Annotated in this window: 12 protein-coding genes and 2 pseudogenes; 7 read left to right on the top strand and 7 right to left on the bottom strand. The window is 65.8% G+C overall.

Annotation, left to right across the window (positions count from 1 at the left end; all coding sequences use genetic code 11):
* Positions 1 to 56: 56 nt before the first annotated feature.
* Complete coding sequence (locus tag DKT77_RS18880) at positions 57 to 1,253, bottom strand: IS256 family transposase (protein WP_109809696.1); 1,197 nt, start codon at positions 1,251 to 1,253, stop codon at positions 57 to 59.
* A 148-nt stretch (positions 1,254 to 1,401) separates the two neighbouring features.
* Between DKT77_RS18880 and DKT77_RS18875 the strand changes: the two are divergent.
* The 4 genes and pseudogenes from DKT77_RS18875 to DKT77_RS18860 all read left to right on the top strand — a co-directional run.
* Positions 1,402 to 1,482 (top strand): annotated as a pseudogene (locus tag DKT77_RS18875) (IS5/IS1182 family transposase); the annotation flags it as partial.
* Between the two features lie 290 nt (positions 1,483 to 1,772).
* Positions 1,773 to 2,153: a hypothetical protein gene (locus DKT77_RS18870; RefSeq protein WP_109813212.1), complete on the top strand. Its 381-nt coding sequence runs from the start codon at positions 1,773 to 1,775 to the stop codon at positions 2,151 to 2,153.
* Positions 2,154 to 2,226: 73 nt separating this feature from the next.
* Positions 2,227 to 2,898 carry a winged helix-turn-helix domain-containing protein gene (locus DKT77_RS18865; RefSeq protein WP_109813211.1) on the top strand — a complete coding sequence of 224 codons (672 nt, stop codon included), beginning with the start codon at positions 2,227 to 2,229 and terminating at the stop codon, positions 2,896 to 2,898.
* Complete coding sequence (locus DKT77_RS18860) at positions 2,895 to 4,196, top strand: sensor histidine kinase (protein ID WP_109813210.1); 1,302 nt, start codon at positions 2,895 to 2,897, stop codon at positions 4,194 to 4,196. The genes DKT77_RS18865 and DKT77_RS18860 overlap by 4 nt, the downstream gene beginning before the upstream one ends.
* A gap of 38 nt (positions 4,197 to 4,234) precedes the next feature.
* Here DKT77_RS18860 and DKT77_RS18855 read toward each other — a convergent pair whose 3' ends face one another.
* The 6 genes from DKT77_RS18855 to DKT77_RS18830 all read right to left on the bottom strand — a co-directional run bounded on the left by DKT77_RS18855 (position 4,235) and on the right by DKT77_RS18830 (position 8,415).
* Entirely contained in the window at positions 4,235 to 4,573 is a 339-nt protein-coding gene (locus tag DKT77_RS18855; protein ID WP_238548025.1) for a YkvA family protein, read from the bottom strand.
* Between the two features lie 151 nt (positions 4,574 to 4,724).
* Complete coding sequence (locus tag DKT77_RS18850) at positions 4,725 to 5,339, bottom strand: hypothetical protein (protein ID WP_109813209.1); 615 nt, start codon at positions 5,337 to 5,339, stop codon at positions 4,725 to 4,727.
* A gap of 2 nt (positions 5,340 to 5,341) precedes the next feature.
* Positions 5,342 to 6,337 carry an ABC transporter permease gene (locus DKT77_RS18845; protein ID WP_238548024.1) on the bottom strand — a complete coding sequence of 332 codons (996 nt, stop codon included), beginning with the start codon at positions 6,335 to 6,337 and terminating at the stop codon, positions 5,342 to 5,344.
* Positions 6,330 to 7,247 (bottom strand): hypothetical protein, encoded by a 918-nt coding sequence (locus DKT77_RS20750; RefSeq protein WP_146205043.1) that lies wholly within the window; start codon positions 7,245 to 7,247, stop codon positions 6,330 to 6,332. The genes DKT77_RS18845 and DKT77_RS20750 overlap by 8 nt, the downstream gene beginning before the upstream one ends.
* On the bottom strand, positions 7,244 to 7,987 hold the full coding sequence (locus tag DKT77_RS18835; RefSeq protein WP_109813206.1) for an ABC transporter ATP-binding protein: 744 nt from the start codon (positions 7,985 to 7,987) through the stop codon (positions 7,244 to 7,246). Before DKT77_RS18835 ends, DKT77_RS20750 begins: the two co-directional genes overlap by 4 nt.
* A 185-nt stretch (positions 7,988 to 8,172) precedes the next feature.
* Positions 8,173 to 8,415, bottom strand: a complete 243-nt coding sequence (locus tag DKT77_RS18830) for a hypothetical protein (protein ID WP_109813205.1) — start codon at positions 8,413 to 8,415, stop codon at positions 8,173 to 8,175.
* A gap of 187 nt (positions 8,416 to 8,602) precedes the next feature.
* Between DKT77_RS18830 and mprF the strand changes: the two genes are divergently transcribed.
* From mprF to DKT77_RS18815, 3 genes and pseudogenes are all read left to right on the top strand, one after another.
* Entirely contained in the window at positions 8,603 to 11,215 is a 2,613-nt protein-coding gene (gene mprF / locus DKT77_RS18825) for a bifunctional lysylphosphatidylglycerol flippase/synthetase MprF (RefSeq protein WP_109813204.1), read from the top strand.
* 244 nt (positions 11,216 to 11,459) lie between these two features.
* Positions 11,460 to 12,005 (top strand): TniQ family protein, encoded by a 546-nt coding sequence (locus DKT77_RS18820; protein ID WP_109810999.1) that lies wholly within the window; start codon positions 11,460 to 11,462, stop codon positions 12,003 to 12,005.
* A gap of 164 nt (positions 12,006 to 12,169) precedes the next feature.
* Positions 12,170 to 12,684 (top strand): annotated as a pseudogene (locus DKT77_RS18815) (hypothetical protein); the annotation flags it as partial.

Here is a 12,684-nt window from a genome sequence, read left to right as displayed (position 1 = left end):
GGTAGTGCCCCGCGGCGTGGTGTAAGAGGGCCGGCCTTCGGAGAGGCTCGAGTTGGTCAGGTCGCCACGGCGGGCAGTCTGACGTTGTGAGTATCGGTGATGCGGGCCAGCGACTCCAGCCCCATGTAACGGCGCGCGACGGCCCACTCGTCGTTGGTTTCGATCATCAGCGCGCCGACCAGACGGATGATGGCCGCGTCGTTCGGAAAGATCCCGACGACATTGGAACGGCGCTTGATCTCCTTGTTGACGCGCTCAAGCGGGTTGGTCGAGCTGATCTGCGCCCAGTGCTCCCTGGGGAAGTCCATGTAGGCGAGCACGTCGTCGCGGGAGGCGTCCATCATGGCGCCGAGCCGGTCATTCTTCTCACGGAGGGCGTCGGCGATGGCGTCCCACTGGGTCTCCGCCTCGGCCTTGGTCTCCTGGGCGAAGATCGTCTTGAGCATTGCGGCCACGGCGGTGCGGCTCTTGGCCGGGGCATGGGCGAGCGCGTTTCTGAGCCAGTGCACGCGACACCGTTGGTGGGTCGCATCGAACACTCGGCGGGCTGCGGCCCTGAGCCCCTTGTGATCGTCGGCCACGACGAGCTTCACGCCGCGCAGGCCGCGATCGGCGAGAGAGCGCAGGAAGCCAGTCCAGAACGTCTCCGCCTCGGAGGGGCCGGTGGCGACGCCGAGCACCTCGCGTCGGCCGTCCCCGTTGACCGCCACCGCGATTATTACGGCACGGCTGATGATCCGGCCGTTCTCGCGCACCCGGATGTAGGTTGCATCGAGCCAGAGATAGGGCCAGGCGCCCTCGAGAGGCCGGGTGAGGAATGCCAGCACGCGCTCGTCGATCTCGGCGCAGAGCCGACTCACCTGGCTCTTAGACACGCCACTCCCGCCCATGGCACGCACCAGATCGTCCACGGCGCGCGTCGAGACGCCGTGCACATAGGCTTCCTGGATGACGGCCACGAGGGCCTTCTCCGCCGTCCTGCGCGGTTCGAGAAAGCTCGGGAAGTAGCTGCCCTTGCGCAGCTTCGGGATCGCCAGGTCGATCCGGCCGGCGCGGGTCTCCCAGCCTCTCTCGCGGTATCCATTGCGCTGCGTGGTGCGCGCCGGTGTGCGCGTTCCTTTTGGCGCGCCCGTCGCAGCCTCGACCTCCATCTCCATCAGCCGCTCGGCGGCATAGGCGAGCATGTCGCGGACGAGATCCTCGTCGGCGGACTTCTCCACCAGCTCCATCAGGGTCATTCTATCGTCGGTCATCGTCGTCTCCGGTTCGGTTCCAGGTTTCGCAACCCGAACCTTCTCCGAAGACCGGCGATGGCCGCCAGCGTCACCGCCGGCCGCGCGCTGCGCTNCGCCGGAGGCTCCGCGCGCGGCCTCCTCCTACACCACGTCCGGGGGCACTGCTGTGGCGACACGCTATGATCGCTGTACCAAGCTCTTCCTCTCAGCCATCGCTCTGGCGGCGACCGTCATCTATTGGTTATGAATCCTGACCCTAATGTTCGACACCGGAAAAGACAGCCACCGGAAGCGCGATCAGCGCGGTGGCAAGTAGGACCTGTTTCATTGGCAATGCCTCGACTGGTTTTGCGATGCGGCCTGTCTGATCCTCTTACTTTGCGTCGGCCTGACCCAAAGGTTGTGAAAGCGTAACGTGACCCGGATCCGGATTACGGATAATCAACCTTCGCGTCAGGCAATGCCAAGTGGCGCGGCCCACCTGTTCGTCATGAGGCCGCGGCACCCCGCCCGGCCCATGGAACAGGAGAAAGACCCATGAAACGCATCATCACCGTTTCGCTGATCCCCGTGACCCTGGCTGCCGGGATTGCAGGCGCCGCCTGGGCCGGCACCGACACCCCCGAGATGACGGACGCGCAGGAGATCCGGGCGGCGCTCGACAGCGGGATGACCCTGACGCAGGCCATCGATGCCGCGCAGTCCGGGACCGGCGGCACGGCACTGTCGGCAGGCTGGGAGAACAACGATCAAGGCGCCTGGGGTTACGAGGTCGAGATCGCGGATGCGTCGAGCGCCGTTCAGACCTGGTTCGTGAACCCGGCCGATGGTTCGGTCAGCAAAGTCATGGAAACGCAGGATGACCACCGCGACAGCGAACACGCCGACGAGGGCGATGGCGACTATGACGGCGACTGACAGCGCGACCGCGATCCGTTAGACCGCGTCGGGCGGCAGGCATCCCCTGCCGCCCCCAAGTCGTGGAGGTGACATGCATATCCTCGTGATCGAAGACGATCCCACCACCGGAGATTACATCGCGTCGGGTCTCAGGGCCGAAGGCCATGTCGTCGACCTGATCGACACAGGACGCGACGGGCTGATGCAGGCGATGACCGGCAGCTACGACGTGATGGTGCTGGACCGCATGATCCCCGAGGTCGACGGCATGTCGATCCTGCGGACGCTGCGCGCCTCGAAGAACCCCGTTCCGGTGCTGCTGCTGACCGCGCTTGGCGGGGTCGAGGACCGGATCGACGGGCTGAACGCCGGTGCGGACGATTACCTGATCAAGCCCTTCGCCTTTGGTGAGCTTTCTGCCCGGTTGATGGCGCTGGCGCGCAGACCGCCGCCCTCGGACGAGCCCACGGTGCTGCGCGCGAAGGACCTCGAGATGAACCTGCTGACCCGCAAGGTGACCCGCGCCGGGCAGACGTTGGACCTGCAACCGCGCGAGTTCGCCCTTCTGGAGCATCTCCTGCGGCGCAAGGGACGGGTTCAGACGCGCACCATGCTGCTGGAAAGCGTCTGGGACATCCACTTCGATCCACAGACCAACGTGGTGGAAAGCCACATGAGCCGCCTCAGGACTAAGGTGGACAAGCCCTTTGACCACACGCTGATCGAGACGGTGCGCGGCTCGGGCTATCGGATCGCGGAATGAAGCGGCTGCGCTCCACCCCGCTGAAGCTCTCGGTAATCCTGATCGCGGTCTTTGCCCTTTTCATCTCGGCCGGGCTCGGCATGGCCTACTGGCTTATGCATGAGACGTTGGGCGCAGACATCTCGCTGCGCGCGGGGCAGGTCATCGAGGACCTGCGCGCCATCCCGGAACCCGAGGAGCGGATCGAGCGGGCAAAGGAAATCGTCGCGGCTTCCGATCCGCGCGCCCTGCTGCTCAGGCTGGAACTGGACGGTGAGACGGTGGCCAGTGTTCGGAAACTTCCAGAAGGCGTGATCGACAGCGATGCCACCGGCCTGCCCGAGCCCTTGGCGGACGATTACCTCGTGCATCACGCCGATCTTGCGCCCGGAGTCCTGACAGTCGCTGTCGGACGGGACAGCATGGCCGAACTGCACGAGACCTTCATCGCCATTCTCGGCTTTGCCCTGCTGCCCGCGCTGATGCTTACCTCGGCAATAGGCATCGTGGTGGTGAGGCGCACGGCGGCGCGAGTTGAGGCGATCCGCGACACGCTACATGCAATCAGCCAAGGCACGCTGGATGCCCGCGTGGGCGGGCCGCATCCCGACACCGACCTTGGCGACATATCGCGCGACGTGGATCGCATGGCGGAGGCGCAGGAAGCCGCCACCGGGGCGCTTCGACAGATCGGAGCGGATATCGCTCATGACTTGAAAACGCCGATCCAGCGGGTTGCCGTCCGGCTGGAACGCCTGGGAGACGCGGACCTGCCCGACACGGCGCGCGATCTTCTGGAACAGGCGCAGAACGAAACGGCACAGATCATCGCGACCTTCCAGTCTTTGTTGCAAATCGCCCAACTGGAGGGCGGACAGGGGCGCGACAGCTTTGCACCGGTGGAACTGGGGGCCTTGGTGCGCGACATGGCTGAGATCTACGAGACCGCCGCCGAGGATTCGGGCGCGCGGCTGACCTGTACCGTGGCCGGACCGCTTCCCGTCACTGGGGACCGTCACCTGCTGTCGCGGCTGATTGCCAACCTGCTGGAAAACGCGCTGCGCCATGCGCCGGGCACCGATATCCGCCTGTCTCTGGCGGGGCGCACTCTGTCGGTGACAGATGGCGGGCCGGGCATTCCAGAGGGTCAGCGCGACGTCGTGCTGCGCCGTCTCGCAAGGCTGGAAGCCAGCCGATCGACCCCCGGATCAGGTCTGGGGCTGGCCATGGTCAAGGCCATCGCAGACCTGCATGGCGCGACCCTGACCCTTGGCGATGCGCAGCCGGGGCTGGCTGTGACGGTAACGTTGCCGAATTGAACTGCTTCACCGCAGAAGCGCCCAGCCGAGCCAGAGCACTACCGCCGTCCACAGCAGGATGATGACCAGAGCGGCGCCGCGGCTCGTCGGGGCTGTGCCACTGTCTCGGCCCGGTGCCGGAACTCCGCCAGCAGCGCGCCGGGGATGAGCCGGATGGCCAGCAGCAGCCCCAGAGGCACCAGCAACAGGTCATCCAGCAGACCCAGCACCGGGGTGACATCCGGGATCAGGTCGATCGGGCTGAGCGCATAGGCCGCCACCAGCGCCACGACGATCCGCGCAGACAGCGGCGTCCGGCGATCACGCGCCGCGATCCAGACGCGACCACGTCGCGCTTGAGCGCCTTGGCCCAGCCCTTGCGCCTGTCTGTCAGTCATATGCTCCATGCCTCCTGATGTTTCAAACCTTGGCGCACAGTCTTGCAAACCCAAGTCGGCCGGGCGGGTGAGTGTCCGCCGGACCTCCTCCGGGAGGGGATCGGGTCGCGCGCCTGGAGGTTCGCGCGACCCGCTATGGTTGCGACCGGGATCAGTCGGCCTGCTCCGCGCCCCCCGGATCCTTTTCCACCGTCGCGGTGACCGCCGCCATGCCGGGGGCCTGCACAGTGGCGGTGACGTGCTTGCCCGCCATCGAGGTCACGTAGATCGAGTTCGGGTTGGCCCGCAGATGCCCCATTTGTGTTCCATCATCCAGATGGATGCGCGCCGCGCCGCCCGCCGGGATCGTGACGCCCGGATGCACGATGTAGGCCTCCGTCGCGCCGCTGTCATTGTCGGTAAAGCGGTAGAACAGTGTGTAGCCGGTCAGGTCCGCAGCGCCATCGTTGAACACCTGAACCTCCAAGTGGTCGGGCGCGTCCTTGTGCGCGACCGGGTCGACGTTGTTTTCCACCAGCAACTCTCCGATGCGGTAGGTCGCCTGCGCCCCGCCCGCGGTGATCGGGCTGGGTGCGTTCACTGGTTCGCCATCGGCCAGGTCGTTCACGCCGTCGCCGTCGGTGTCGGGGTTCATCGGGTCGGTGTGCAGCAGCGGTTCGGAAATGTCCGGGATGCCGTCGCCATCGGTGTCGGCATCGGCGGCCAGAGCCGGGGTCAGCGTGCCCATCAGCATAAGCGCAGCAAGGGCGGGTGTGAGCGTCTTCATTCTCAATTCTCCTTGGTCAGACGGTCGGGGTCGATCGGACGCAGCAGGACGATCCCGCCAAGCCCGAGGGTGAAGAGGATCAGGACAAGCAGGTCGCCGGATTTCTCGGCCAGGATCGGGCCAAGCGGCTTGCCGGTGTAGCTGTCCTTGATGCCGAGCACCGCAAAGGTCAGGCGCTCGAAATGCTTGGTGACAGAGGCCTGCTCGATGCCGCCTCGGATTGTCTCGTAGGTGGCGAAACCGGCCTTGATGCGGTCTTGTTCGGCCTTGGGGACGGACAGTTGCGCATAGATGCCGCCCGCCACCTGGTTGTCCGGGTCCATCGTGTCGCCGATCTGCGGCGCCACCAGAACCACCAGCAGCCACAGCGCGAAGGCGGCGATCAGGCCGGCGGCGGGGGAACGTGCCCAAAGCGACAGGCCGAAGCCGAGGGCATACAGCCCGGTGAGGTAGAGGATGCCCGCGCCCCAGACGATGGCCAGCCTCGCGAGGTCGTCGGCGGCCAGCCCCACCCCCGAGACCAGTGGCAGGATGAGCGCCGTCGCGGCAAAGACGACGCCCAGCGAGACGGCAGCCAGCCCGAGCCCCCCGGCGAGCTTCGCGGCGAGATACTGCCAATGGGCCAGCGGGCGCGTCAGGATCAGCGCCAGGGTCTGTCGCCCACGCTCGGCGGCGGCGGCGCGATACCCCGCGACAAGGGCAATCACGGCCCCCATGATCTCGATCTGCTCGATCGTGCCGCGCAGCAGTTTGAGCGGGTACAGTTCGGGGGCAGCGATGACCGAAGCATCCTTGCCCAGCTTCAGCAGCAGCGCCTTGGCCTGCGCATAGGTGGCGGCGTCGCCATGCAGCGCCATCGCCCCGGTGACCAGCGATACCAGCGCGGCCAGTGTCAGGGCGGTGATGGCCACAAGCACGAACCGGTCCCGCAGCGCCTCTCGCGCGTCGCGCAGGCCGATCGTGGCCATCTGCGCTGTGGAAGAGAAGGTCTCAGGCATCGGGGCCTCCGGTCTGGTCAAGGGTGGCGTTGGCATGAAGGGCAAAGGCGGCGCTGGCGGCAAAGGCCAGCCCGAGGCTGAGCAGCGGCAGCGGGGCGCGCGGCGCAAGGCCGGCGGGCAGGTAGCCCATGGCGCGGGCTTCGAGCCAGCCAAACGCTTCGGACAGGGACACCGGGCCGAGGAGCCGCGACAGCCAGTGGAACACCGGCATATCTGGCACGGAGGCCAGCGCCGAGACCGGGTTGATCGCCGCGGTCGGGTTCACGTTGCCAGTCAGCGCGGGCAGGACGAAGGTGATAGCCAGCCACGCCACGGTCCCGGCCAGCAAACCCGCCGCCGTGCCGGGCAGCCGTGCCGCGAGGCCGAGGGAGAGGAGGCCAAAGATCGTCATGTAGAGCCAGCCCAGGGCGAGCGCCGCAGCGAGCGAGAACCAGTCGGCCAGACCCATCTGTATCGGCAACGTCAGGAGCGCGAGGATCGAGACCAGCCCGGCGACGGACATGAGCGCCCCGGTGGCGACGGTCAGTGCCAGCATCCGGCCCTTGGCCACGGTTGCTGCCGTCACGGCGCGCGTGCCGATCAGAGGCAGGACTCCGGCGCGGCGGTCGGTCTCGACCAGTGCCTGCCCGATGACGATGGCGGCGAAGGCCCCGAGGAAAGAGACGTAGACCGGAAGGTTCCGAAGGCTGGCCAGCGGCGGCATCTCGTGCAGTGGGTTCGGCGGCACGGGCGCGCCCTGCGCTGTCAGCCACCCGACGGCCTGCGCGTAGATCGCGTTCACCGTCTGCGTCGCCGACCAGCCGAGGAAGGCAGAGACGGCGACCATGACGGCAAGGATCGCCGCCAGCAGGGCCACGCCGCGATCCCTTGCCAATCCTCTCAGCGCTTGCTTTGCGATGAGAGTGCTCATGCGGCGTCCTCCTGCGCGACGCCGACATACAGCTCTTCCAGCGCACGCTCGTCATAGCCGTCCAGCGCCGAAATTCTGTCGTGAAACACCAGCCGTCCATGCGCCAGCACGCCGATGGAGGTGCAGCTGCGCGCCACCTCAGACAGCAGGTGCGTGTTCATGAAGATGGTCATGCCACGGTCGCGCAGGCGGTCGATGATCTCGCGCAAGGCGCGTACACCCATCGGATCGAGGCCTGAGGTTGGCTCATCGAGGAACAGCACCTGCGGATCGTGAAGGATCGCCTGCGCGAGGCCGACCCTCTGGCGCATCCCCTTGGAAAACGTGCCGACGCGGCGATCCGCAAGCTCGGTGATCCTCAGAAAGCGCAACGACCTGTCGACCTGCGCGGCCGGATCTTCGACGCCCGACAGGCGCGCGAAGAAAGTCAGGTTTTCGCGCGTGGTGAAACGGTCGTAGAGGCGCACGTTTTCCGGCAGATACCCGATGGCCGCGCGCACCTGCATCGCTTCGGTGTTTACGTCATGGCCAGCGACCTGCGCCGTGCCATCGCTGGGGGACAAGAGCGTGGTCAGCAGCCGGATCGTCGTCGTCTTGCCCGCGCCGTTGTGGCCGAGGAAACCAAAGACCTCGCCGCGAGGGATCTCAAGTGTCAATGGGTGCAGCGCGGTGTGGCCGCCATAGCTCAGGGTCAGGCCCTGCGTTGCGATGGCTGGATCAGTTGGTCGTGTGCCGGGCATGGGGCAGTTCCTTTCTGTGTCCGTTGCCCCGTCAATGGCAGGGGAGTCTGTGGCTGCGCGTTGTCCGGAGATTACGGATTGGTAATCCGCGGTTTTTCCGCCTGATGCTTTGCAAGGGACAAAAAAACCCGGAGGGGGGTGCCTCCGGGCCTTCTGCGGGCCGTGCCTTTGCCCTTCATGATGGATCATGCGTGGGCGGACTCGGCCTTGTCGGCATCTGGGTGGACATGGCGTGCCGCTTGCGCCCGGAGGTCCGATGCGCGGCGTTCCGCCTCGGCCAGAAGATGCGGCCCGGCCAGTCTGACGGCCAGCGCAATGACGCCCCCCACCAGGAGCGCCGCGCCCAAGGCAAAAATCCCGAAGCCGAAGCTCACCATCACCACGAAGGCCACCAGCGCCTCGGCCGTCCATGCCTTGATCCGTTCCATGTCAGGGTCTCCTTGTCCCGTGTTGTCTGGATCAGAGGTGGCCCCCGCATGATGCCCTCGCATGACGGGCAGGTTGGGTTTTCGTAATGAAGCGCTGCCCCGCGTAAGGTTGCAAAATCGTATTGTTTCCTTCACCTGACGCCAAAGCGGGTGCGGCATTCCCGTTCGGGAGAGCAAGGGACAGACAATGACCGACACCGTAACGCCCCCCAGCATCCTGCATCGCCTGAAACCGCTGCTGCCGTGGTTCGTGACACTCGGGCTGTTTGGGGCCGGGGCGTGGTCGCTGCATCACCTGCTGGCGAGTGTCGACCTGAAACAGGTGATGACCGTGGCACGGGGCACACCGTGGCATGTGCTTGCATTGGCCGTGCTGACCACGTTTGCCAGCTATGTCGCGCTCATCGGCTATGACTGGTCGGCCCTACGCTACCTCGAAAAGGACCTGCCGAAACCGGTGATCGCGCTCGGCAGCTTTCTTGGCTATGCGATGGGCAATACCATCGGCGCAGGACCGATCACCGGCGGCGCGGTACGCTACCGCATCTACTCGGCTCTGGGGCTGTCGGCGCAGGACATCGCGGGGATCGCCACCTTTGCCTCGGTCTCCTTCGGGTTCGGAGCGACGATCATCGGCTTCGCCGCGCTGGCCTGGCACCCGCACGCGCTGGGGCACCTGCTGCCACTGACGCCGGAACTGGTGCGCGGCGTGTCACTGGCGGTGGTCACCCTGTCCGTCGGCGCGCTGTTTCGGATAGCCCTGCGCGGATCGCAGGTCACGGTCAAGGGCCTCACCCTAAAAGCCCCCGCACCGCGCCTGATGGTGGCCCAGTTCCTGTTTACCGCCGTCGATTTGCTGCTCGCGGCTTCGACACTCTACCTTTTGCTGCCGTCCTCGGAACTCGGGTTTGCGACCTTCCTCGCAGTCTATGCCGCCGCCGTCATGGCCGGGGTGATCAGCCATGTTCCGGGCGGCGTCGGCGTTTTGGAGACCGTGGTGATCGCTGCGCTTCCGCCCTCGGTGCCGGTGACGGATGCTGCCGCCGGACTGCTGCTCTATCGTGTGATCTACTACCTGCTGCCCTTCTGCCTGTCGCTTGTGCTGATGGCGTTGACGGAAGCGCGCATGGCCTCCGGCAAGGTGATGCCCACGCTTGCGCCGGTGACGCAGTCGGTCGGCGCGCTGGTGCCGCTGGCCATGTCGGCGATGATGCTGGCCTCGGGACTGTTTCTGATGATGTCGACGCTGATCCCGCCGACTTCGGATCTGGCCGAGCAGCTCGAGTTCGTCACCCCTTTGGCGGTGGTCGAAGGTGGTGCGCTTCTGTCCAGTATCCTCGGGGCTGCGATGCTTATCATCGCGCACGGGCTGCTTCGCCGCGTCGCGGGCGCATGGTGGCTGGCGATGCTGACGCTCGCAGGCGGCATCGTGGCGAGCCTTGCCAATGGGCTCGACGTGGAGCGCGCCGTCTTCCTCGGAGCAGCGCTCCTGATCCTCTGGCCGACCAGGCGCGAGTTCTTTCGGGCCACGCGGCTGACGCGGGACGCTTTCAGCCTGCGTTGGGCGCTGGTGATCCTCGGCCTCATGGCGGCGCTGACGGCGACGCTCTTCTTTGCCCACAAGGCGACCCCCTATACGCACGAGCTCTGGTGGCAGTTCGCCATCGACCAGAGTGCGCCCCGCGCGCTCAGGGCCGCGTTGGTCGGAATGACGGTACTTGGCCTGTCGCTGATGGTCTTTGCACTGCGCCCGGGGCGGATGACCCATGATCTACCAACACCGGACGAAATCGACAAGGTTCGTGCCATCGTCCTCTCCCAGCCCGACCCCGAGGCCAACATCGCCCTGACCGGTGACAAGTGCCTGATGTTTTCCGAGAGCGGTCGCAGCGCCCTGATGTACCGCATCCGCGGGCGCAGCTGGATCGCACTGCACGAGCCCTTCGGTGATCCGTCGGAGCTTTCGGCGCTGGTCTGGGGCTTTCACGACGCCGCCTATGCCGCCAACGCCCGGCCGGTGTTCTATTCGGTCGGAGCGGAGATGATTCCGCTCTGGCTCGAGATGGGATTGGCGCTGGTCAAGATGGGCGAGGAAGCGGTGGTGCCGCTGGAAGGGTTCTCTTTGGAAGGGTCCGCTCGCAAGAAACTGCGCACGGCGCACAATCGCGCATTGCGCGACAGGCTGTCGTTCGAGGTTCTGCAACCGCCGTTTGCCCCTGACCTGATGCCGGAGCTGAAGGCAATTTCCGACGCATGGCTGAAGACCAAGGCCGGAGGAGAAAAGGGCTTCTCTGTCGGCGCCTTCGACACTGCCGTGCTGTCGCGTGCGCCGATGGCCGTTGTGCGACTTGACGGGCGGATCGTGGCCTTTGCCAACCTATGGCTGACCGATGTGGACAGACGGGCGAGCATCGACCTGATGCGCCACGTCGATGATGCGCCATCGGGGCTGATGGAGTTCCTGTTCACCGAACTGTTGCTGCATTTCGCCGCCAAGGGCTACGCGGCCTTCTCGCTGGGCAATGCGCCGCTGTCGGGCCTCGAGGCCCGCCGAGGCGTGGCGCTGTCCACCCGGCTGGGCGCGTTTGTCTACCGTCACGGGCGGCAATTCTACAACTTCGAGGGCCTGCGCAGCTTCAAGGACAAGTTCTCGCCGGAGTGGCATCCGATCTACGTCGCCGTGCCCCCGCGCGCAAACATCCTTGCCGTTGCAACGGATGTGGTGGCCCTCGTCAGCGGCGCCCGCGATGAGCAGGCACAAGACAGCACGCGCACGCCCACCGACCGTCTTCCGACGTGAGCGCCCGCGCGGTTCTGTCTCTGAAGCAGCCATTCGTACATCGTGCCGCGAATAGCCGGTCCCCGCCCTACTGTCATTCGCCCGGTACAGATTCTGCGCCCCGGTGAAAGGCCGTTCTGGTAAAGCTGCACCGCAGCTTCGACAATGACAGTGAATGACGGGAGGATAGGAGCGGTGAGGCCCTGATCATCGACGATCCACCGCAGGCCTCCAAACAGATCTATTTTGGCTTTCGACAGCAGCAATCGAGCCCTTTCATATTTGGCCAAAGCCCTTTGTCAGTGAGCATCCCGCCATAACCGACCTTCCGATCCAGACCCCGAGACCAGCCCCACGCGAGACGGTGTATTCGTACCTCAGCCGCGTTGCAGCCACATGGAGAACCGGGACGGTTGAATTCGCCCACGATATCGGCGCGCCGTTCAAATACTTCCTCGAAGAGAAACCTGAGGCTTTCGATGCGCTCGCGACTTGGGCCAACCTGACATCCGAAGAGATGGACACGCTCCTGTCGTGGACGGGGCAGCGCATTGGCGATGTCGGGATGAAGTTTCGCGGCGAAGTGATCGTTTCCCGCGCCCTGCGCAATCCGCAGATACGCGGCTGCCCCGTTTGCCTACGGGAAGATGCCGGGGGACAGGACGGTCCCGCAATCGCGGCCATGGTCATGCGCGGCGACTGGCAGCTTCGCGAGGCGTACTCTGCGTTCGGCATGGATATCCGCTTGTCACGCTCTGGACCGTTCCACTGCCGCGAGACCGCAACGATATCGCAGCGCGCCTCGCTTTAATCGAGGACGATATCCTGTCGGGAGCCTTGTATGCAGCGCGCCAGACACCTTCCTCCTTCGATCTCTGGCTCGATGCTCGGCTGGAGGACGGTCGAGACGACAGTTGGTTCCGCGCACACCCACTAAGGGTCGGGGCGATCTTTTGCCCGCTCCTCGGCGCGGCCTTGCGGCGCGCGGACGGGACGGACTGTGACGCAACGCCCGGCGCGGATCACGCTGCGGGCTTCGAGGCCGCGCGCCATGGCTCAGTGGCCATCCGCGATGCCTTCGACCGGATCGCGGCGGCCGCAACCGGTACATGGGACGGGCCCAACAAGGCCTTCGGTCAGTTGTACATGAGGTTCAGCCAGGATCTGCTCCACGACGACGCGTTTGCCCCGCTTATCGACCTGATGCGGGATTGCATTTTCGAACACTGGCCGATCGCGCAAGGCACCTGCCTTCTGGGAGAGGACATCGCGACACGCAAGCTGCACTCGGTCGTCACGGCCGCAGAGGAAACCCGGCTGTCCCCGGACCTTGTCGAGCAGGTCCTGGTTGAGTTCGGCGTGCTGTCGCCAGACGACCCGCGCCCCAGGGGTCGACGGTTGTTCGATGCACAGGCTTGGGCGGGCCTTCTCAACGACTTGCCCGAGCTTGTCGGCCTGAAAGCCATGCGCGCGGCGATCGGCGCAACGGA

This window comes from Meridianimarinicoccus roseus (assembly GCF_003172915.1).
Lineage (GTDB): Bacteria > Pseudomonadota > Alphaproteobacteria > Rhodobacterales > Rhodobacteraceae > Meridianimarinicoccus > Meridianimarinicoccus roseus.
The sequence above is the reverse complement of the archived record's forward strand: the minus strand, read 5'-3'. Positions and strand labels throughout refer to the sequence as shown.